Annotated in this window: 16 protein-coding genes; 3 read left to right on the top strand and 13 right to left on the bottom strand. The window is 68.6% G+C overall.

All coding sequences use genetic code 11. From position 1 onward, the window contains the following. Positions 1-222 precede the first annotated feature (222 nt). From ampD to QFZ47_RS08470, 5 genes are all read right to left on the bottom strand, one after another. Positions 223-840, bottom strand: a complete 618-nt coding sequence (gene ampD / locus QFZ47_RS08490) for a 1,6-anhydro-N-acetylmuramyl-L-alanine amidase AmpD (RefSeq protein WP_307655226.1) — start codon at positions 838-840, stop codon at positions 223-225. Then, positions 827-2,365: a sigma-54-dependent transcriptional regulator gene (locus QFZ47_RS08485; protein WP_307655225.1), complete on the bottom strand. Its 1,539-nt coding sequence runs from the start codon at positions 2,363-2,365 to the stop codon at positions 827-829. Before QFZ47_RS08485 ends, ampD begins: the two co-directional genes overlap by 14 nt. Before the next feature lie 25 nt (positions 2,366-2,390). Then, positions 2,391-4,091 (bottom strand): two-component system sensor histidine kinase NtrB, encoded by a 1,701-nt coding sequence (locus QFZ47_RS08480; RefSeq protein ID WP_307655224.1) that lies wholly within the window; start codon positions 4,089-4,091, stop codon positions 2,391-2,393. Positions 4,092-4,183: 92 nt separating this feature from the next. Then, positions 4,184-4,444: a PP0621 family protein gene (locus tag QFZ47_RS08475; RefSeq protein WP_307655223.1), complete on the bottom strand. Its 261-nt coding sequence runs from the start codon at positions 4,442-4,444 to the stop codon at positions 4,184-4,186. After that, positions 4,441-5,250, bottom strand: a complete 810-nt coding sequence (locus QFZ47_RS08470) for a cytochrome C assembly family protein (RefSeq protein WP_307655222.1) — start codon at positions 5,248-5,250, stop codon at positions 4,441-4,443. The genes QFZ47_RS08475 and QFZ47_RS08470 overlap by 4 nt, the downstream gene beginning before the upstream one ends. Before the next feature lie 196 nt (positions 5,251-5,446). On the opposite strand from QFZ47_RS08470, the gene ffh reads away from it, so the two are divergent. Next, positions 5,447-6,835: a signal recognition particle protein gene (gene ffh / locus QFZ47_RS08465; protein ID WP_307655221.1), complete on the top strand. Its 1,389-nt coding sequence runs from the start codon at positions 5,447-5,449 to the stop codon at positions 6,833-6,835. A gap of 95 nt (positions 6,836-6,930) precedes the next feature. On the opposite strand, the gene mdoH is transcribed toward ffh, so the two are convergent. The 7 genes from mdoH to QFZ47_RS08430 form a co-directional block, all read right to left on the bottom strand. Further along, positions 6,931-8,946 carry a glucans biosynthesis glucosyltransferase MdoH gene (mdoH, locus tag QFZ47_RS08460; RefSeq protein WP_307655220.1) on the bottom strand — a complete coding sequence of 672 codons (2,016 nt, stop codon included), beginning with the start codon at positions 8,944-8,946 and terminating at the stop codon, positions 6,931-6,933. A 7-nt stretch (positions 8,947-8,953) separates the two neighbouring features. Beyond that, on the bottom strand, positions 8,954-9,157 hold the full coding sequence (locus QFZ47_RS08455) for a hypothetical protein (RefSeq protein ID WP_307655219.1): 204 nt from the start codon (positions 9,155-9,157) through the stop codon (positions 8,954-8,956). A gap of 193 nt (positions 9,158-9,350) precedes the next feature. Next, a complete protein-coding gene (locus tag QFZ47_RS08450) occupies positions 9,351-10,739 on the bottom strand; it encodes a sigma 54-interacting transcriptional regulator (RefSeq protein WP_124960441.1) in 1,389 nt (462 codons plus the stop codon). Between the two features lie 31 nt (positions 10,740-10,770). Next, on the bottom strand, positions 10,771-11,382 hold the full coding sequence (locus QFZ47_RS08445; protein WP_307655218.1) for a hypothetical protein: 612 nt from the start codon (positions 11,380-11,382) through the stop codon (positions 10,771-10,773). Positions 11,383-11,496: 114 nt separating this feature from the next. After that, positions 11,497-12,924 (bottom strand): sensor histidine kinase, encoded by a 1,428-nt coding sequence (locus QFZ47_RS08440; protein ID WP_307655217.1) that lies wholly within the window; start codon positions 12,922-12,924, stop codon positions 11,497-11,499. Next, a complete protein-coding gene (gene miaB, locus QFZ47_RS08435; RefSeq protein WP_307655216.1) occupies positions 12,924-14,291 on the bottom strand; it encodes a tRNA (N6-isopentenyl adenosine(37)-C2)-methylthiotransferase MiaB in 1,368 nt (455 codons plus the stop codon). The genes QFZ47_RS08440 and miaB overlap by 1 nt, the downstream gene beginning before the upstream one ends. Before the next feature lie 89 nt (positions 14,292-14,380). Then, entirely contained in the window at positions 14,381-14,776 is a 396-nt protein-coding gene (locus QFZ47_RS08430) for a hypothetical protein (protein WP_307655215.1), read from the bottom strand. Between the two features lie 323 nt (positions 14,777-15,099). Here QFZ47_RS08430 and QFZ47_RS08425 point away from each other — a divergent pair, with 323 nt between their 5' ends. Then, positions 15,100-16,230, top strand: coding sequence for an efflux RND transporter periplasmic adaptor subunit (locus QFZ47_RS08425; protein WP_307658905.1), 1,131 nt, complete (start codon positions 15,100-15,102; stop codon positions 16,228-16,230). Further along, on the top strand, positions 16,227-19,394 hold the full coding sequence (locus QFZ47_RS08420) for an efflux RND transporter permease subunit (protein ID WP_307655214.1): 3,168 nt from the start codon (positions 16,227-16,229) through the stop codon (positions 19,392-19,394). The genes QFZ47_RS08425 and QFZ47_RS08420 overlap by 4 nt, the downstream gene beginning before the upstream one ends. Here the strand turns inward: QFZ47_RS08420 and QFZ47_RS08415 are convergent. After that, entirely contained in the window at positions 19,391-20,038 is a 648-nt protein-coding gene (locus QFZ47_RS08415) for a histidine phosphatase family protein (protein WP_307655213.1), read from the bottom strand. The genes QFZ47_RS08420 and QFZ47_RS08415 overlap by 4 nt on opposite strands. Positions 20,039-20,042: the final 4 nt, after the last annotated feature.

Here is a 20,042-nt window from a genome sequence, read left to right as displayed (position 1 = left end):
GTTTTCCTTCGGATACAAGCCCCGCCGATACGTCTTTGGACATAGGGCACGGCCAGCGATACCGCGTGAATACTGGCCTATGGTCGCGCAAGCCGCATGAGGCTTGGCTTGCAAGACGATTTGGGCTTGCAAGGCGCATGGTTGCTGCGCTGCGCGTTTCCCGTTTCGGGTTTGCTGCGGCGCAAGAGCATCGCATCACGAGGCGCGGCGCGATTGAAAAAATTAGCGCTGCACCACCTGCTGGGGAAACATTTGTGGGCTCCAGCCCAGGTGCCCGCGCAGCAATTGCCAATCGAAGCCGGCGCCGGGGTCCTGTTTTCGGCCCGGCGCGATGTGTTCGTGGCCGGCGATGTACGCGATGGCGTAGTGCTGCGCGATGGCGGGGCAGAGGCTGGCCAGCGTCTCGTACTGCGCCTCCTCGAACGGCAGGCCTTCGAGGCCTTCGAGCTCGATGCCGATGGAGTCGTCGTTGCAGTTCTCGCGGCCGCGCCATGACGACACGCCGGCATGCCAGGCACGGTCGTCGCAGCTCACGAACTGCCACAGCTCGCCGTTGCGCCGCACATAGAAATGCGAGGAAACCTCGAGGCCACGAATCGACTGGAAGTAGGGATGCGCGTCCCAGTCGAGCTGGTTGGCGAAGAGCTGCTGCACCGCGTCGCCGCCGTATTCGCCGGGCGGCAGGCTGATGGAGTGCAGCACGATCAGGTCGGTTTGCACACCCGCGGGCCGGGGTCCGAAGTTCGGCGAGCGCAGCGCCTTGGCGAAGCGGTACCAGCCGGCGTGCCAGAGCCCGTCGTCGTTGCCCGGATTCGCCGCGGGGATCTCAGTCGTCGGCATGGCTGCTGATGCTGGCACCTTCGTCGCCGCCGGGCGTGGTGATACCCAGCCGCGCGATGCGGTAGCGGATCTGGCGCAGGCTCATGCCGAGCCGCGCGGCGGCCGCCGTTCGATTGAAGCCGCTTTCGTGCAGCGCGCGCACGAGGATCTCGCGCTCCTGCTGATCGAGGTGGGCCTGCAGGTCCGAGGGAAGGGCGGGCGCCGGAGGCTTGGGTTCCGCGGCGACCGGGGCGGGCGCCGGAGGCGCTTCGCTGCCGGGCGCTGAAGCAGAAGGCGCGGCTGTGGCAACGGCCGTCTCGGCAGGTGCCGCGGCTGCGCCCGGCCGCGGCGCCATCAGGTCCAGGTGCAGTTCGTCCCCGTCGTTGAGCGCCACGGCGCGGTGCAACAGGTTCTCGAGCTCCCGCACGTTGCCGTCGAGCCGGTGCTGGGCAAGGCGGCGCAGCAGTTCGGCGGAAAGATGCGGCACCGGCAGCCCGCCGTCCTGCGCAATGCGCGCGAGCAGCGCAGCGCAAAGAGCGGGCAGGTCCTCGCGCCGGTCGCGCAGCGCAGGCACCGCGATCTCGATCACGTTGAGCCGATAGAACAGGTCCTGCCGGAAGCGGCCGGCCTGGACTTCGGCGTGAAGATCCTTGTGGGTGGCGCTCACGATGCGCACGTCGACGGCGTCTTCCTGCGTCGAGCCGATGGAACGCACGCTGCGCTCCTGGATCGCGCGCAGCAGCTTGGACTGCATCGCCAGCGGCAGGTCGCCGATTTCGTCGAGAAAGAGCGTGCCGCCGCGCGCGGCCTGGAAGTAGCCGTCGCGGTCTTGCGAGGAGCCGGTGTAGGAGCCCTTGCGGGCGCCGAAGAACTCCGCCTCGAGCAGGTTCTCGGGAATGGCGCCGCAGTTGACTGCGACGAACGGGCCCTCGCTGCGCTGGCTGCAGGCATGCACGGCGCGCGCCACCAGTTCCTTGCCGGTGCCCGATTCGCCGCGCACCAGCACCGGCGCCATGCCGCGCGCCACCTTGGCGATGCGCGACTTGACCAGGCGCATCGGCTCCGAGTCGCCCACCAGCCGCTCGAGCGCAGCGACGCCGCTGCCCGGAACGGCGGGCGTGTCGGCGCGCGGCTGGCCCGCGGGCGCCGCCTGCCAGGCCTTGGCCGGCAGGGCCTGCTGCGCCTGAACCGCGGAAGCGACCACGGCGCGGAACTGCTTCAGGTCGACCGGCTTGGTCAGGTAGTCGAAGGCACCGGCCTTCAGCGCCTCGACCGCGTTCTCGGCCGAGCCGTAGGCCGTCATCACCACGCAGCGCTCGCTGCGCTGGTTCTTCTGGATGCGGTGGATGATTTCCATGCCCTGTCCATCGGGCAGCCGCATGTCGGTGATCACCGCATCGAACTGCCCGGCCTCCAGGTGCTGCCAGGCTTCCGAGACGCTGCCGGCGGCCTCGACGCGATAGCCTTCGCGCAGCAGGGTCAGTTCGTACAGCGTGCGCAGGTCGGGCTCGTCATCGATGACCAGGATGTTGGCCGGGCGCTGCATGGAAGGATGGGGAGTGCTCACAACGCTATTGTGTCAGCCGGTTTTCGCTTGGCGCGAAGCTGACGAAGAATTCATTGCCTTCGGGACCGCCCGCGACCAGCGCGCGCCGCTCGTAGCCGATGGTGGCGCCGTGGCGCCGGCACAGCTCGCGGCACAGGAAGAGGCCGAGCCCGCTGGAGCGGCTCTCGGATGAGAAAAAAGGTTCGAACAGGTGGCGCTGCACCGCCGGCTCCAGCGGCGCGCCGTCGCTCCACACCTGCAGGCTGGGGCGGCCGGAACTGCCGCGCTGCGTCGTGGTGACGACCTGGATCGCCCCCGCGCGGCTGCTGGCGTAGCGCGCCGCGTTGTCGAGCAGGTTCACGAGCAGGCGGCGCAAGTGCTCGACGTCGAAGCGGACCTCGATCTCGGCGGCGTCCAGCGCAATCCGCACGCCCTGGCGCTGCGTCTGGCGCACCCACTCTTCGGCCAGCACCTGCACGGCGGGATCGAGCACGACCTGCTCGCCGAGCGAGAGCACGCGCTGCTGGCGCGCGCGCGAAACGTCGAGCACGTCGTCCACGATGCGCGCGAGCCGCTGCGCGTTGTGCTGCACCATGCTGGTCAGCTTGCGGTGCGCGGGGTCGGTGAGGTCTTCGTTGAGCAGCGCGCTGGCCTGCGTGATGGCCGCGAGCGGATTGCGGATCTCATGCGCCACCGCGGCCGACATGCGGCCCATCGCGGCCAGTTTCTCGGTGCGGATGCGGGCCTCGAGTTCGCGCAGGTCCTGCAGGAACATCACGCAAAGGCTGTCGACGCGCCGGTCGCTGGTGGGCGTGAGCCGCGTGCGCACGCGCACCTCGCGCGCGGCGCCGCGCGCCTGCGCCACGGGAATTTCCTCGCTTTGCGGCGCGCGGCGCGCAAAGGTCTGGCGCGCCAGCGCGGCCAGTGCATGCCAGGCGGGCTGCGCATGCAATGCGAACGGCAGGGCGAGCCGGGCCAAGCCTTGTCCGAGGATTGCGTCGGCCGCCGGATTGGCCGCATGCACCATGCCTTCGGCGTCGATCACCAGCACGCCTTCGCTCAGCGTCTCGATCACCAGGTCGTTGACCTGCGCCTGCATCTGCGCGCTGCTGCGGTTGCGCAGCGCGGTTTCTTCTTCGCGGGCCAGCCGGCGCGCCAGCTCGTGCGCCAGCAGGGCCACCACGAAGAGCCCGGTGCCGGTGAGCGCCGCCTGCACGAAGCGGGTGGAGGAATCGCCGGGCTGCTGCTGCAGCCAGTGCCAGCCGGCATCGGCGAGCAGCAGCAGCGTGACGGTGGCCGTGGTGCCCAGGCCCACGGTCACCGTGCCCAGCACCGCGCTCATGAGCACCGGCAGCGCGAACAGCGGCGTGTAGTTGATGCTGCCGCCCTGGAGCACTTGGAGCGCGGTGAAGGTGCCCAGGTCGATGCCGATGGTGAGCAACCACAGCATGCCGAAGGCCCGGATCGGCGGCGTGAAATGCGCATAGCGCGCGCCCAGCCAGGTGACGGCCAGGTAGCCGGCCGAAAGCGCCAAGGCCAGCGGCTGCATCGTCTGGCCGAGCGCCATGGCCACGCCCTGCAGCAGCACCAGCACCAGCGCAACGAAGCAGCGCGCCGCCATGAAGCCGCGCCACAGCCGCAGCAGCGCGGCGCTCTCGCCGTGCCCCGGCTCGAGCGCATTCCAGTCGGTGACGGGCTCGCCGCGCGACCAGAGGGAGGAGTTCATTGGTGCACCCTTGGCGCTGCGCGCCTTCCCGCCAAGCGGGAGCGAGCTTGCTTGGGGCGGCCCGGCGCTGCGCTCATTGGTGCAGCGCCCGCTCAGCCGCGCTCGGCGGCCTGGCGGTGCGCAGCACTGCAGTAGACCGCGTCGCCCGGGCCCGCGAGCGCATCGCTCGCAGGCAGGTGCAAGCCGCAATGGGCGCAGCGCAGCATGGCCTGCGGCGAAGCCGGCGCGGCAGGCGGGCGCTTGGCGGCGCGGGCCGCCTCTTCGCGCTGGGCGTCGCGCATTTCCTCCCGGCGGTTCTTGCGCCAGAGCCAGATCGCCACCCAGAGCACCGCGAGAACGAGCAGGTACTTCATGCCGTACCGCGCGCCAGCACCACTTCGAGCACGAAGCGCGAGCCCACATAGGCCAGCAGCAGCAGCGCGGAGCCGGCATACAGCACGCGCCGCGCCGTGCGGCCGCGCCATCCGAAGCGGACCCGGCCGACCAGCAGCACCGCGAAACTGATCCAGGCGAGCACCGAGAACACCGTCTTGTGGTCCCACTTCCAGCCGCGCACGCTCGCGCCGTACAGCGTTTCGCTGAACAGCAGGCCCGCGAGCAGCGTGGCGGAAAGCAACACGAAGCCGGCCATCACGAAGCGGAAGGTGAGCCGCTCGAGCGTGAGCAGCGGCACGCCGCCCTGCGGCTCGGTGGCAAGGCGGATCTGCTTTTCGGCCCGCGTGATCAGCCAGGCATGGACCACCGCGGCGCCGAACAGGCCGTACGAGGCGATGCCCAGCGCAAGGTGCAGCGGCAGCCAGGGGGAAGCCGACACATGCAGCGGCGTACCGGGAAACAGGATGGCCAGCAGAACGGCAGCCGCACCCAGCCAGGCCAGCGCACGGCGCACCTTGAGTTGCGGGTACATGCGGCTTTCGACCGCGTAGACCGTGAGCACCAGCCAGGCCGTGACCGAAAGCGCCGGCGCGAAGCCGAATTTCGGCTGGCTGCCGACCAGGCCATGGCCCAGCACCGCGGCATGCAGAAGCCATGCCAGCCCGAGGGCCCACTGGGTGGCTTTGCGGCTCAGCCGGGCACCCGCGGCAGCGGCAAATCCGTAGGCAGCCGCGGTGGCGATGCCCAGCGCCACGGCAAGTGGGGAGGGGATCGCTAAAATCATCGGTGGAGTGTAATGGCTCGCCCCCAGGCTTCGCGCACTTCGTGTCGCTACGCCAGCCCCCTACCGGGGGCAACACCAGCGGCCCGGCAAAGCCGGTTCCGCGGCGTTTCTCGAATGGGGAGCAAGCGGCCGACACTCCCATCAGTTACGACTTCCCAATGACCCGCGCCACGGCGGGCAGCAAGGCATCTCCTTCATGGCCACCGCCCTCACAGAAAAGTTTTCCCGCCTCGTCAAGACGATGAGCGGCCAGGCGCGCATCACCGAAAGCAACGTGCAGGACATGCTGCGCGAAGTGCGCATGGCCTTGCTCGAAGCCGACGTGGCGCTGCCCGTGGTGCGCGACTTCGTGGCCCGGGTGAAGGAAAAGTCGCTCGGCCAGGAAGTGCTGGGCTCGCTCAAGCCGGGCCAGGCGCTGGTCGGCATCGTGAACCGCGAGCTCGCCGCCACCATGGGCGAGGGCATTTCCGACATCAACCTTGCGGCGCAGCCGCCCGCGGTGATCCTGATGGCCGGCCTGCAGGGCGCGGGCAAGACCACCACCACCGCCAAGCTGGCCAAGCACCTGATCGAGAAGCGCAAGAAGAAGGTGCTCACCGTGTCGGGCGACGTCTACCGGCCCGCCGCCATCGAGCAGCTCAAGATGGTCACCAAGCAGGCCGGCGCCGAATGGTTCCCGAGCACGCCCGACCAGAAGCCACTCGACATCGCACGCGCCGCGCTCGACCACGCCAAGCGCCATTTCTTCGACGTGCTGCTGGTCGACACGGCCGGCCGCCTGGCCATCGACGAAGTGCTGATGACCGAGATCAAGCAGCTGCACGGCGCGCTCGATCCGGTCGAGACCTTGTTCGTGGTCGATGCGATGCAGGGCCAGGATGCGATCAACACCGCCAAGGCCTTCAAGGAAGCGCTGCCGCTCACCGGCATCATCCTGACCAAGACCGACGGCGATTCGCGCGGCGGTGCGGCGCTGTCGGTGCGGCAGGTGACGGGCGTGCCGATCAAGTTCGCGGGTACCAGCGAAAAGATCGACGGCCTCGAGGTGTTCGACGCCGAGCGCCATGCCGGCCGCATCCTGGGCATGGGCGACATCGTCGCGCTGGTCGAGCAGGTCACGGCCGGTGTCGACGTGGCGGCGGCGCAGAAGCTCGCGGCCAAGGTCAAGAGCGGCGCCGGCTTCGACCTGAACGATTTCCTCGGCCAGCTGCAGCAGATGAAGCAGATGGGCGGCCTCTCCAGCCTGATGGACAAGCTGCCGCAGCAGATGGCCGCCAAGGCCACCGAGGCCGACATGACCCGCGCCGAGCGCGACATCCGCCGCAAGGAAGGGATCATCCAGAGCATGACGCCGCTCGAGCGCCGCAAGCCCGAGCTGCTCAAGGCCACGCGCAAGCGCCGCATCGCGGCCGGCGCGGGCGTGCAGGTTCAGGAAGTGAACCGCCTGCTCAACGAGTTCGAGCAGATGCAGGGGATGATGAAGAAGATGAAGGGCGGCGGCCTCATGAAGATGATGAAGCGCATGGGCGGCATGAAGGGCATGGGCGGCATGGGCGGTCCTGGCGGTCCCAAGCTGCCGTTCTGATCAGATAGAGAGATAGCTGCTGCTTCTCGGCAGCCGCGCCATGAAAAAAGCCGGCCACGTGGCCGGCTTTCTTGTTTGCGCTGAGCTTCAGTGCATCAGGCAGTCGCCAGTGCCGCAGGGCGCGCCAGGCGCAGCGCATGCATCCAGGCGCGGCGCAGCACGGCCGGCGAACGCGATTCCTCGGGAATCAGCAGGAAGCCGCGGTCGCGCAGCGAGGTGCCCAGCGCGATCTGGCTGGTCAGCACCGTCAGCGGAATGGCCAGCAGCAGCGGCAGGCCGACCGGCATGAGCCAGATCAGCGCGCTCGGGTCGATCATGGCGACGCCGAGGGCCAGCGCGCCGACCACCAGGCTCATGGGAGCGAGCTGCGACACGGCGACCTTCCACGGCACGGCAGCGGCTTCGCGCGGGGGCGACTTCCAGTCGAGCTTGATGCCGGTGAGGGCGACCAGCACGAACAGCGAGTGGGCCAGCATGCGAACCGGCGCCTGCACGATGGCCAGGCCGCTTTCGAGCACCGAGCTCTTCACCAGGCCCCAGAGGCCGCCGTACTGGCGCTGCTCGCCGCGCATCAGCACGGCAGCGATGCCGAGCAGGCGGGGCAGGAACAGGAGGCACAGGGTCCAGACCCACAGGCCCGCCAGTTCCGCCGGCAGCACGCTCCAGCTGGAGATCAGGCTCGAGCCGCTCAGCCACAGCGCGGTGCCGAGCGTCAGGAACGCGAGCCACAGCGGTGCCGAGGCGTACGCCATGGTGCCGGTCACGAACATCGCGCGGTGCACCGGGTGGATGCCGGGCTCGGCCATCAGGCGGGCGTTCTGCAGGTTGCCCTGGCACCAGCGGCGGTCGCGCTGGAGTTCGGCCAGCAGGTCCGGCGGTTGCTGCTCGTAGCTGCCGACCAGGTCGGCGCAGAGCCACACGTTGTAGCCGGCGCGGCGCATCAGTGCGGCTTCGACGAAGTCGTGCGACATGATGCCGCCCGACATGCCGCCGGTGCCCTTGATGGGCGCCAGTGCGCAATGCTTCATGAAGGGCTCGACGCGGATGATCGCGTTGTGGCCCCAGTAGTGCGATTCGCCCAGTTGCCAGAACTGCATGCCCAGCGTGAACAGGCGGCCCGTCACGCGGGAAGCGAATTGCTGTGCGCGGGCATGCAGCGTCACGTGGCCGATGGCCTGCGTGGCGGTCTGGATGATGCCGGCGGTCGGATTGGCTTCCATCAGCTTGACCATCGAGGCCAGGCAGTCGCCGCTCATCACGGAGTCGGCGTCGAGCACGACCATGTAGCGGTAGTCTTTGCCCCAGCGGCGGCAGAAGTCGGCCACGTTGCCGGCCTTGCGGTGCGTGCGGCGGGTGCGCAGGCGGTAGTACACCTCGACCTGCGGCTGGTTCGGGCTGTCGGCCAGCGCGGCGCGCAGGTCTTCCCAGGCGGCGCGCTCGGCGGCGGCGGTTTCGGGCGCATAGCTGTCGGACAGCACGAACACGTCGAACTGCTTGGCGTGGCCGGTGGCCGCGACCGATTCGCAGGTGGCGCGCAGGCCGGCGAACACCGTGGCAACGTCTTCGTTGCAGATCGGCATGATGATCGCGGTGCGTGCCTCGGGGTTCATCGGGTGGTGGGCCACCTGCTTGACCGAGAGCGCGTGCTTGTCACCGCGCACGGAGACATAGAAGCCCATGAGTGCCGTGACGAAGCCGGTGACGACCCAGCCCGAGAGCAGGCCGTACAGGCCGATCTGGCCGTATTCGAGCCAGACGTTGTCGTAGTCCGGTTGCACGCCGGCGAACAGCACGGATGCGACCACGGTGCTCAGCAGCGTGAGCGCCATGAAGGCGAAGCGGCGCTGCGCCGCGGCGCGCTGCCAGGGCTGCTTGACCTGGGCGCCGGCTTCGGCGGTCTGGCTTTCCGGCTTGCCGCCGGCGCCGAGCTTGACCAGGAGGGCCGTGCCGAGGCTGTTCCAGAAGCCGCGCCAGGGGCGGGGCGCCATGGAGCCGCGGTTGACCGGCGGAGCGGTCACGGCATTGGGATGGCGTTCTTCGCGCACCGGGCTGCGGTGCGAAAAGTCGGCTTCGGTCAGCACGTTCAGTTGGGAGAAGTCGTTTGGCTTCATGTGTGATTTACCAACGTTGCTTGTCGAGGGAAGGGGTGTCGCCAATGGCAGGAAAGCGCTTGACCACGCAATCCGGTTCGGCGCCGCCCGCGCTTGCGAGCGCGGCCAGCGAATGACCGGCGGCACGGGGCCGCACGGGGGAAAACTGCTTTTGACGCAGGCCGTCGCGCTGCTGGCGCAGTGCGAAAGATGGGCTGTTGAGTGCTGTCATGCCTGTACAGGGGCAAACCCTGTGCCAGGCTGGAAAAACGCTTTCAGATCAATGACTTATGGTGATCTGGATGCAGTTTTCGGGGTTGGAGTCGCCTGAAGGGCCCCGAAACCTCGGTTTTTGTCGCCGAATCCCGACAAGCCCTGGAGGCTGGCGGAGAATGGCCTTTTAAATCAACGACTTAGGGGCGTCGCTAGTCAGCGACAGGCTCGCTGCCGGGAGCGACAGCGTCGGCCTTGAAGTGGCCGGGCGTGAGTTCGTGCTTCTGCAGCAGGCGGTAGAACTCGGTGCGGTTGCGGTCGGCCAGCCGGGCGGCGTCGGCCACGTTGCCGTCGGTGAGCTTGAGCAGCCCGACGAGGTAGTCGCGCTCGAAGCGCTGCTTGGCCTCGGCATAGGTCTGGACCTCGACCGTGGGCACGCGCAGCGCCCGCTGCACCAGCGCCAGCGGGATCAGCGGCGAGCTCGACAGCGCGCAGACCTGCTCCACCACGTTGTAGAGCTGGCGCACGTTGCCGGGCCAGGCCGCGGTGGCCAGCGCCTTGAGCGCCTCGGGTGCGAAGCCGGACAGGCGCTTGCCGTACTTGGTCGAGAGCTTCTGCAGGAAGTGGTTGGCCAGGAGCGGAATGTCCTCGCGCCGCGCCGACAGCGGCGGCAGCGTGAGCGTGACCACGTTGAGCCGGTAATAAAGGTCTTCGCGGAACTGGCCTGCTTCCATCGCCACGTCCAGGTCGCGGTGGGTGGCCGAGATGATGCGCACGTCGACCTCGATCGACTGGCTGGCGCCCAGCGGACGCACCGCGCGCTCCTGCAGCACGCGCAGCAGCTTGACCTGCAGGGCGGGCGGCATGTCCCCGATTTCGTCGAGCAGCAGCGTGCCGCCGTCGGCCTGCTGGAACAGGCCCTTGTGGTTGGCGTGGGCGTCGGTGAAGGCGCCCTTCATGTGGCCGAAGAGTTCCGATTCGAGCAGCGCCTCGGGGATGGCGCCGCAATTGACGGCCACGAAGGGCTTGTCGGCGCGGGCACTGGCGCGGTGGATGGCGCGCGCCAGCAGTTCCTTGCCGGCGCCGCTGTCGCCGCGCAGCAGCACCGAGGCGTCCGACTTGGCGACCATGCGGGCCTCGGCCAGCAGCTCGGACATGCGGTTGCTGCGGCTCACGATCTCGGCGCGCCAGCTTTCGTCGCCGGCCTTGGCGGGCGTGCTGGCGGGTGCGCCGAGCGCCAGCGCCTGCGCGATCTTGTCGAGCAGCTCACGGCCGTCGTAGGGCTTGGTGAGGTAGGTGAACACGCCGCGCGCCGTGGCCTCGACCGCATCGGGAATGGTGCCGTGGGCGGTGAGCAGGATCACCGGCAGCGAGGGGTGGCGCTTGCGGATCTCGTCGAACAGCTGGAGCCCGTCGCGGCCGGGCAGCCGCACGTCGCTGAGCACCAGCTGCGGATGCTCGATCTCGAGCTGCGTGAGCGCGGTTTCGGCCGAGGTCACGGCCGTGACCTGGTAGCCCACCGAACTCAGCCGCATCGAGAGCAGCCGCAGCATGTCCGGGTCGTCGTCGACCACCAGCAGGCGCGCGCCGGTCGTGCTCATCGAAGGGGCTCTTTCCGCAATTGCCGGGGGTTCATGGATTCGGCCTGGTGCTGCCCGGCGCGGGCAGGGTCGGCGCCGGTACGTTGTTGGGACGCGCGAAGCTGCGTTCGATGGCGCGCAGTGCTTCGATGCGGTCGTTCAGCTGGTCGATGCGGCGCTGGCTTTCCCGCACCTGCTGCGCCTGTTTGTCGCGGTCTTCCTCGACGCGGCGCTGCTCCACGTAGCGCGCGGCCAGCGCGCGCGCCAGCGGCTGCAGGGGCTGCGCCTCGGGCGAGGGGTTGGACATCACGCGCTGCAGCAGGCCCAGCGCGCGCGCCAGGTCGGCCGGCACGCGGGTCTGCGCGAGCAGCAGCGCGAGCTGCATCTGGGCGGTGGGCGAATCGCCCGGATCGCCGGCGCGGGTGATTTCGGCGGCCAGTTCGGCGCCGCCGAGCGGGCGGATCTTGTCGGCATAGGCCAGCATGGCCGCGACCGGACCCTGGGTCATCAGCGTGAAGAGCGATGCGGGCTGCGTGGCCGGCGCCTTGGGCTCGGCCTCGACCGGCATCACGCGCGGCACGGCGGGCGGCGGCGGCAGGGCCTCGGCCTCGGCGGGTGGCGCGGGCTGCGTCGCGCAGGCGGCCAGCAGCAGGACGAAAGGCATGGCCACCGCCCCGGACAGGGTCGAACTGCGGACGAACGGAAAAAGCATGGATTGAAGAAAAGGCAAAAGGCGGTGTTTGTTTTCAGGTGGGTGCCCGGGGGCTTCACGGTGGGTTCAGGCCGTGCGCGGCAGTTCGATGCGAAAGCGCGCGCCGGGCCCCTCTGGCAGCAGGGCGATGCGGCCCCCATGGGCAGCAATGTACTCCTGCACGATCGAAAGGCCGATGCCCGTGCCCTTGACGGCATGCTCGGGCTGGCGCTCGCCCCTGTAGAAGGGCTCGAAGATCCGGTCCCGGTCGCCCTCGGCAATACCCGGGCCGGCATCGTTGACATCGATGCACGCCGTGGTTGGCGTACCGGATACCACGATCGTGATCACGCCGCCGCGCGCCGAGTAGCGGATCGCGTTGGACAGCAGGTTGGCCACCGCCGTGCCGAGCTTGGTGCGGTCCACCGCGAGCGTGATCGACTCGCCCTCGGCATGAACGCGCAGGCCGTGGGCCTGCCATTGCAGGCGCTGCGCTTCGATCTGCTCTTCGACCAGCGGCAGCAGGTCGGTGCGCTCGCGGCGCAGCTCGCGGGCCTCGAAGGCGGCGGCATTGAAGCGCAGCAGGGCCTCGATCTGGCCCTGCAGGGACACGGTGTTCTGGTTCAGGATCTGCGCCACTTCGAGCTGGGCCGGATTCAGCGGCCCCGTCACGCCGTCTTCCAGCAGCGAAACGCCTTCGCGCAGAGCCGCCAGCGGCGTCTTGAGCTCGTGCGAGACATGGCGCAGGAAGCGTGCCTTGTCGGCATCGAGCTCGGTCAGGCGCAGGCGCAGCCATTCGAGCTGTTGCGACAGGCGCCGCACGTCGGCCGGGCCGCGGATGTCGATCGGCTCGTCGAGCCGGTTCTGGCCCAGCCCGACGATGGCGTGCTCGAGCCGCTTGAAAGGGCGCGCGAGCCAGATGCCGAAAGCCAGCGCCAGTGACACCGCCAGGATGCTGGCCGCCACCACTTCGCGCATCAGGCGGCGGCGCGCATTCTCGATGCGCTTGGCCAGCGCATCGTTCTGCAGCTCGATCAGGAACTGGGCCTGCTGCGCAAGATTGGTGTTCAGCGAATCGAGTTCGCGGAACTGCATGGCCATGCCGCTTTCGCGCGAGAGCGCGCTGTCGGCGCTGCCGCTCATCAGCCCCTCGATCACGCCGAGCTGGGTGCGCCACAGCTGGATGCCCTCGGGTGCGAGGCCGTTGCGCTCGAGCCGTTCGAGCACCTGGTGCGCCTCGCGCGCGGCGTCGTCGAAGCGGCGGCGCAGCACGGCGTCGTTCAGCACCAGCGACTGGCGCCCGGCGCGCTCCATGGCGGCGCTGCGCTCGGCCAGCGACTGGGCCGCGCCCGAGAGCCGCAGCGCACGCGCCGCCGCGTCGCGGCTCTGGGTCATGAGCGCGTCGTACTGGAATACCGAGCGCAGCGCCACGCCCACCAGCAGTGCGGTGATCAGCAGGAACGCGAAAAGCAGGAGCTGCTGGAACGAGCCCCGTCTGGACGGCCGCTTCGCCATCAGGCGGCGAGCGCGGCGGGAACCGGCACCGTCGTCGACGATTCGCGCGTGGCCACTTCGCCGCGCAGCGTGTAGGCGAGCGAGCGCGTGATGCGCAGGTCGGCCATCTGCCCGACGAGGCGCGCGTCGCCTTCGAAGTTGACGACGCGGTTGCAGGCGGTGCGGCCCATCAGCTCGTTCGCGTCCTTGCGGGAAGCTCCTTCGACCAGCACGCGCTGCGTGGTGCCGACCAGCGCATCGCCGAAGCGGCGCACGTTGCCGTCGATCACGCGCTGCAGCGTCTGCAGGCGCGCCAGCTTCACCGCATGGGGCGTGTCGTCGTGCAGCGCGGCGGCCGGCGTGCCGGGGCGCGGGCTGAAGATGAAGCTGAAGCTGTTGTCGAACTGGCAGTCGTCGATCAGCTTCATCATCTTGGCGAAATCTTCGTCGGTCTCGCCCGGGAAGCCGACGATGAAGTCGCTGGAGAGGGCAAGTTCGGGCCGGATGGCGCGCAGCTTGCGCACCGTGCTCTTGTATTCCATGGCGGTGTAGCCGCGCTTCATGGCCATCAGGATGCGGTCGCTGCCGTGCTGCACCGGCAGGTGCAGGTGGCTCACCAGCTGCGGCACCTTGGCGTAGGCCTCGATGAGCCGCGGCGTGAACTCGTTGGGGTGGCTGGTGGTGTAGCGGATGCGCTCGATGCCGGGAATCTCGGCGACGTATTCGATCAGGAGCGCGAAGTCGGCGATCTCGGCCGTGTCTCCCATCTTTCCGCGATAGGCGTTCACGTTCTGCCCCAGCAGGGTGACTTCGCGCACGCCCTGGTCGGCCAGGCCGGCAATTTCGACCAGCACGTCGTCCAGCGGGCGGTTCACTTCCTCGCCGCGGGTGTAGGGCACCACGCAGTAGCTGCAGTACTTGGAGCAGCCTTCCATGATCGAGACGAATGCGGTCGCGCCTTCGACGCGCGCGGGCGGCAGGTGGTCGAACTTCTCGATCTCGGGAAAGCTGATGTCCACTTGCGGACGGTCCAGGCGCTCGCGGTCGTTCAGCATCTGGGGCAGGCGGTGCAGCGTCTGCGGGCCGAACACGATGTCGACGTAGGGCGCGCGCGCGATGATGGCCGCGCCCTCCTGGCTCGCCACGCAGCCGCCCACGCCGATCTTCACGCCCTTGGCCTTCAGGTGCTTCACGCGGCCGAGGTCGGAGAACACTTTTTCCTGCGCCTTCTCGCGCACCGAGCAGGTGTTGAAGAGGATGAGGTCGGCTTCTTCGACGTTCTGCGTCGGCTCGTAGCCCTCTGCGGCGTTAAGCACATCGGCCATCTTGTCCGAGTCGTACTCGTTCATTTGGCAGCCGAAGGTCTTGATAAATACTTTTTTGCTCATGGGGTGCTTTCCTGGCCCTCCTCGCCGGAAGGGCCCATGCAGGGCGGTTGCGTCCTGCGGCGCGGCGGGCGGCGGCCCGCCGGCATCTTTTATTGCGTGTTGACGGTGTCGTTCGAAGTGAACGGCCAGATGTTCAGGAACGGCTTGTTCAGCGACTCGCGGCTGGCCGTGGCCTCGCCCGGCGTGAGGATCCACACCTCGCGCAGCAGGCCGGCGGAATCCCGCGTGTAGTTCACCAGGTACTTCTGGCCGACGATGCTGCCTGCCATCACCAGCATGTTCTGCTCGCTGCGGATGCGGGCGCCGGGCGCGAGGCGGTCGGCCCGGCCGTCGAGGTCGACGTCGGGCGCATTGATCACCATGAACTTGCCGCGCAGCGTGCCGACCGGGAACGTGCGCCCGCCCACCAGGGACTCGTTCTGGCTCTGCGGCCGGGGCACATCGGACTGGGCTGCGGCGCCGATGGAAAAAAGGCTTGCAGCCACTGTGCAAAGCGCTATGAAAGTGAGAGCATTCGTGGGTTTCTTGCAGCGGTTCATGGGGTATATCCAGAGGCTGTGGAGCGGCGATTTTAGCGGCGGGGTGAAATCATCCCTGGCGCCGCCACAGCGGGTTGTACATGGGCCTTGGCATTGCGGCTTTACTTATCTTTACGGCACTCATGGACACTGCGAGTCGACCGCTGCTCCAATAGCCGCTGTCAGCCCAAAGTGCACATAAACCCATGAAGAAAAAACTCGTCCTCGCCCTAGCAGGTGTGCTGATCGTAGCCGTCGCCGGATGGTGGTGGAGCGGGGCTGGCGACCGCATGGCGGCAAAGAACGCCAGGCCGGCCACCGCGGCCGGCGGAGCGCCTGCGGGCGGTGCACCGGCTGCGCTCGTCACGCTCGCCACCGCTGAGCGGCAGGACGTGCCGGTCACGGTGCAGGTGAACGGCAGCGTGGTGTCGCTCAACAGCGTGGACCTGCGGCCGCAGGTGACCAACACGGTCGAGGCCGTGCACGTGAAGGAAGGACAGTTCGTCAAGGCGGGCCAACTGCTCTTCACGCTCGACGACCGCAACGACCAGGCCAACCTGGCCCGCGCCCGCGCCCAGCAGAAGCGCGACGAGGCCACCATGGCCGACCTCGAACGCCAGTACAAGCGCAGCCAGGAGCTGCTGGCGCAGAACTTCATTTCCAGGAGCGCCACGGACGCGACGCTGTCGCAGCTCGAGGCGCAGCGCGCCGCGGTGGCGGCCGACCGCGCCGCGGTGCAGTCGGCGCAGGTGGCGCTCGGCTATGCCACGCTGCGCGCTCCCATTGCAGGGCGGATCGGTGCCGTCAACATCTACCCCGGCACGCTGGTGCAGCCCACGCTGTCGCTGGTCACCATCACGCAGCTCGACCCCATTGCGGTGAGCTTCCCGGTGCCGGAGGCCAACCTGCAGGACCTGCTGGCGGCGGCGCGCAGCAAGGCCAGGGTCGAGGCGCTGGTCGCCGGACGCAAGGAGCCGCTGGCCGGCGTGCTGAATTTCGTCGACAACACGGTCGATCCGCAGATCGGCACCGTGCGCGCCAAGGCGGTGTTCGACAACGCCGACCAGAGCCTCTGGCCGGGCCAGTTCGTCGGCACGCGGATCACGGTTCGCACGCTGTCCGGCGCCACGGTGGTGCCGGCCGCGGCGCTCATGATGCTGTCCGACGGCGCTTCGCTCTATGTGGTCGATGAGGCCATGAATGCCAAGCGCCGCAAGGTGCAGGTGCTCCACACTTTCGGCACCAAGGTGGCGCTGAGCGGCGTCGAGCCGGGCGAGCAGGTGGTCATCGAGGGCAGCCAGAACGTGCGCCCGGGCGGCAAGGTCCGCGTCGACAAGAAGGCCGCGCCGGCCGGCACCACCGGCGTCACGCCGGGGAGCGCGGCCTCCTCCGACAGCCAGGCGCCGCGGGAACGCGCATGAACATCTCCGAGCTGTGCATCCGTCGTCCCGCGATGACGGTGCTGTTGTCCGCCGCGGTGGTGGTGGCCGGCATCTTTGCCTATTTCAGCATTCCGGTTGCCGCGCTGCCGAGCTACAACACGCCGGTCATCAACGTGAATGCCCAGCTGCCGGGGGCGAGCCCGGACACCATGGCTTCGTCGGTCGCGCTGCCGCTCGAGAAGCAGTTCTCGACCATTCCGGGCCTGCAGACCATCAGTTCGGTCAACACCCAGGGCGTGAGCTCGATCACGCTGGAATTCGTGAGCAGCCGCGACATCGATGCCGCCGCCGTCGACGTGCAGGCCGCGCTGCTGCGCGCCCAGCGCCAGCTGCCGCAGGAGCTGACGCAGCTGCCTTCGTACCGCAAGGTGAATCCGGCCGATGCGCCGGTGCTGTTCATCGCGCTGATCTCGCCGTCGATGAACCCGGCCGAGCTCAACGACTATGCCGAGAACCTGATCTCGCCCACGCTCTCCACCATCGACGGCGTGGCGCAGGTGGGCGTGTACGGCCGCAAGGCCTTCGCGGTGCGCATCAAGGCCAATGCCGATCTGCTCAACGCGCGCAACATCACGCTCGACGAACTGGCCAAGGCGGTGAACTCGGCCAACGCCAACACGCCCGTCGGCGTGCTCGACGGGCCGCGCCAGACGCTCACCATCCAGGCCAACCGGCAGCTCACCAAGGCGGAAGATTTCGCCAAGCTGATCGTCGGGCAGCGCAACGGCGCGCCGGTGCGGCTCGACGAAGTGGCCACCATCGAGGACAGCTTCGAGTCGGTCAAGACCGCCAGCAGCTTCAACGGCCAGAGCTCCATCTCGCTGGCCGTGCAGCGCCAGCCCAATGCCAACACCGTGCAGGTGGTGGACGCGGTGCGCGCGCTCATTCCCCGATTCAAGGCCGAGCTGCCGCAATCGGTCGAGATCCACATGGTGAACGACCGCTCGCTGTCCATCCGCGAGGCCGTGCACGACGTGCAGCTCACGCTGCTGGGCACCATTGCGCTGGTGGTGCTGGTGATCTTCCTGTTCCTGCACCGGCTGGTGGCCACGCTGATTCCGGCCGCGACCATTCCCATCTCGCTGATCGGCGCGGTGGCGCTGCTCTACGCCTTCGGCTACAGCCTGGACAACGTCTCGCTGCTGGGCATCACGCTGGCCGTGGGGCTGGTGGTGGACGACGCGATCGTGGTGCTCGAGAACATCATGCGCTACGTCGAGAAAGGCATGGAGCCGATGGCCGCGGCGCTGCGCGGGGCACGCGAGGTGGGCTTCACCATCATTTCGATCTCGATCTCGCTGGTGGCGGTGTTCATTCCCATCTTCTTCATGCCGGGCGTGATCGGCCTCCTGTTCCATGAATTCGCGGTGGTGGTGGCACTCGCCGTGCTGGTGTCGGCCATCGTGTCGCTCACGCTGGTGCCGATGCTCGCGAGCCGGCTGCTCAAGCACGTGCCGCGCAAGGAAGGCATGCTCGACCACGAGGAAGAGCACCCCGAGCCCGGCACCGCCATCGGCCGCACCTTCGAGCGCGGCTACCGCTGGGTGCATGCAAGCTACATGCGCACGCTCGACTGGACGCTCGCGCACCGCACGCTCATGCTGCTGCTGGCGGGCGCCACCTTCGTCGTCACGGCCTGGCTGTTCGTCTCCATTCCGAAGGGCTTCTTTCCCGAGGAAGACATCGGGCAGATCCAGATCACCACCGAAGCGGCCGAAGACATCTCCTTCACCGCCATGAATGCGCTGCAGGAACGCGTGGCCGCTGCGCTGCAGGCCGATCCGAGCGTGGCCTACGTGAGCTCGTTCGTGGGCGTGGGCGGGCCGACCGCCACGCAGAATTCCGGCCGGCTGTTCGCGGTGCTCAAGCCGCGCAGCGAGCGTCCCAAGATGGCCGCGGTGCTCGAGTCATTGCGCCAGCGCTTCCGCGAGATTCCGGGCATGGCGGTCTACATGCAGCCGGTGCAGAACCTGCGCCTGGGCGGCCGCCAGAGCAAGGCGCGCTTCCAGTACACGCTGCAGAGCGTCAACGCGGGCGAGATGGTGCCCTGGGCCACGCGGCTCATGGAGCGCATGCGCGCCGATCCGGCCTTCCGCGACGTCACCAGCGATTCGCAGAACCGCGGCCTGCAGGCCACGCTGGAGATCGACCGCGACAAGGCCGGCGTGCTCGGCGTGGCCGTGGGCGACCTGCGCACCGCGCTCTACAACGCGTACGGCGACCGGCAGATCGGCAGCATCTACGGCGCGAGCAACACCTACCAGGTGATTCTCTCGGCCGCAGACAGCGACCGGCAGTTCGAGGACGACGTCTCACGCCTGTCGGTGCGCAGCACCAGCGGCAAGCTGGTGCCGCTGTCGGCCTTCTCGACCGTCAAGCGCACCGTGGGGCCGACCTCGGTCAACCACCAGGGGCAGCTGCAGGCAGTGACCGTGTCGTTCAACCTCGCGCCCGACGTGCCGCTGGGCAACGCGACCGCGAAGATCGACCAGTTCAAGGAAGAGCTGAAGATGCCGCAGTCGATCATCACCACCTACGGCGGCGATGCGGCGGTGTTCCAGAGTTCGCAGGCCAGCCAGGCCGTGCTGCTGGTGCTGGCCGTGCTCGTGATCTATGTGCTGCTGGGTGTGCTGTACGAAAGCTACATCCACCCACTGACCATCCTGGCCGGGCTGCCGTCGGCGGCCGTGGGCGCCTTGCTCTCGCTCAAGCTCTTCGGCTTCGACCTGACGCTGATCGCGACCATCGGCATTCTGCTGTTGATCGGCATCGTGAAGAAGAACGCGATCATGATGATCGACTTCGCGCTCGACGCGCAGCGCACCGAAGGCATGAAGCCGGTCGATGCGATCCGCGAGGCCTGCCGGCTGCGCTTCCGCCCGATCCTCATGACCACGCTGGCCGCGCTGATGGGCGCGCTGCCGCTCGCATTGGGGCTGGGCGCCGGCGCCGAACTGCGCCAGCCGCTGGGTGTGGCGGTGGTGGGCGGGCTGATCTTCTCGCAGGTGATCACGCTCTACATCACGCCCGCGATCTACCTGGCGCTCGACCGCTACAGCGGCACGGGGCCGATGGTCGACCTGCCGGGCGAGGCGAAGGCCGAGGCCGCTGGTGCCGCGGAGCACGCGGCTTCGCACGCCTAGGTCGTCGATTCGTCGAGGATGTCGTCGTCCGCCGCCAGGTGGGCGGTGTCGCTCCAGCCGACCAGGCTGAAGCCCTCGGGCGTCCACAGCATGCGGTTGATGGCCGCATTGCCGAGCTGCCAGGTGCGCGGCGCCTGCAGCTCCTGGCGCGTGGCGGCGCGGTAGAGCACGTCCATCACGCCGCCGTGCGCCACCAGCGCCACCAGCTGGCCCGGATGGCGCGCGGCGATGCGGGCTGCGATGCGCGTCACGCGCTCGCGGAAGACCAGCAGGCTCTCGCCGCCCTCGGGCTGGAACTCGGGGTCGCGCTCGCGCCAGCGCCGGGCCTGCTCGGGCAGGGTGGACTCGATCTCGGCAAAGCTCATGCCCTCGAAGTGGCCGAAGGCGCGTTCGCGCAGGCCGGGCTCGGGCTGCACCGCCAGGCCATGGGGCCTGGCGATCTCCTGTGCGGTCTGCCAGGCGCGCGACAGGTCGCTGGCATAAATGGCGCCGATATCTTCGTGCGCCAGCGCCTGGCCGACGCGCCGGGCTTGCCAGAGCCCCGTGTCGTTGAGGCCGATGTCGAGCTGGCCCTGGATGCGCGTGTCGACGTTCCAGGCGGTTTCGCCATGGCGAACGGCAATCAGGCGTGTGATTTCTTCCATCTGG

This window comes from Variovorax paradoxus, assembly GCF_030815975.1.
Taxonomy (GTDB): Bacteria; Pseudomonadota; Gammaproteobacteria; order Burkholderiales; family Burkholderiaceae_C; genus Variovorax; species Variovorax paradoxus_N.
This window is presented reverse-complemented; position numbering and strand designations above follow the sequence as displayed.

Excerpts from the sequence above, each read along its gene's own strand:
- ffh (WP_307655221.1), top strand. The coding sequence starts at position 5,447 with ATGGCCACCGCCCTCACAGAAAAGTTTTCCCGCCTCGTCAAGACGATG.
- QFZ47_RS08480 (WP_307655224.1), bottom strand. The coding sequence starts at position 4,091 with ATGAACTCCTCCCTCTGGTCGCGCGGCGAGCCCGTCACCGACTGGAAT.
- QFZ47_RS08450 (WP_124960441.1), bottom strand. The coding sequence starts at position 10,739 with ATGAGCACGACCGGCGCGCGCCTGCTGGTGGTCGACGACGACCCGGAC.
- QFZ47_RS08425 (WP_307658905.1), top strand. The coding sequence starts at position 15,100 with ATGGCGGCAAAGAACGCCAGGCCGGCCACCGCGGCCGGCGGAGCGCCT.
- QFZ47_RS08445 (WP_307655218.1), bottom strand. The coding sequence starts at position 11,382 with ATGCCTTTCGTCCTGCTGCTGGCCGCCTGCGCGACGCAGCCCGCGCCA.
- QFZ47_RS08485 (WP_307655225.1), bottom strand. The coding sequence starts at position 2,365 with ATGCAGCGCCCGGCCAACATCCTGGTCATCGATGACGAGCCCGACCTG.
- QFZ47_RS08455 (WP_307655219.1), bottom strand. The coding sequence starts at position 9,157 with ATGACAGCACTCAACAGCCCATCTTTCGCACTGCGCCAGCAGCGCGAC.
- QFZ47_RS08420 (WP_307655214.1), top strand. The coding sequence starts at position 16,227 with ATGAACATCTCCGAGCTGTGCATCCGTCGTCCCGCGATGACGGTGCTG.
- mdoH (WP_307655220.1), bottom strand. The coding sequence starts at position 8,946 with ATGAAGCCAAACGACTTCTCCCAACTGAACGTGCTGACCGAAGCCGAC.
- QFZ47_RS08415 (WP_307655213.1), bottom strand. The coding sequence starts at position 20,038 with ATGGAAGAAATCACACGCCTGATTGCCGTTCGCCATGGCGAAACCGCC.
- QFZ47_RS08475 (WP_307655223.1), bottom strand. The coding sequence starts at position 4,444 with ATGAAGTACCTGCTCGTTCTCGCGGTGCTCTGGGTGGCGATCTGGCTC.
- ampD (WP_307655226.1), bottom strand. The coding sequence starts at position 840 with ATGCCGACGACTGAGATCCCCGCGGCGAATCCGGGCAACGACGACGGG.
- miaB (WP_307655216.1), bottom strand. The coding sequence starts at position 14,291 with ATGAGCAAAAAAGTATTTATCAAGACCTTCGGCTGCCAAATGAACGAG.
- QFZ47_RS08470 (WP_307655222.1), bottom strand. The coding sequence starts at position 5,250 with ATGATTTTAGCGATCCCCTCCCCACTTGCCGTGGCGCTGGGCATCGCC.
- QFZ47_RS08440 (WP_307655217.1), bottom strand. The coding sequence starts at position 12,924 with ATGGCGAAGCGGCCGTCCAGACGGGGCTCGTTCCAGCAGCTCCTGCTT.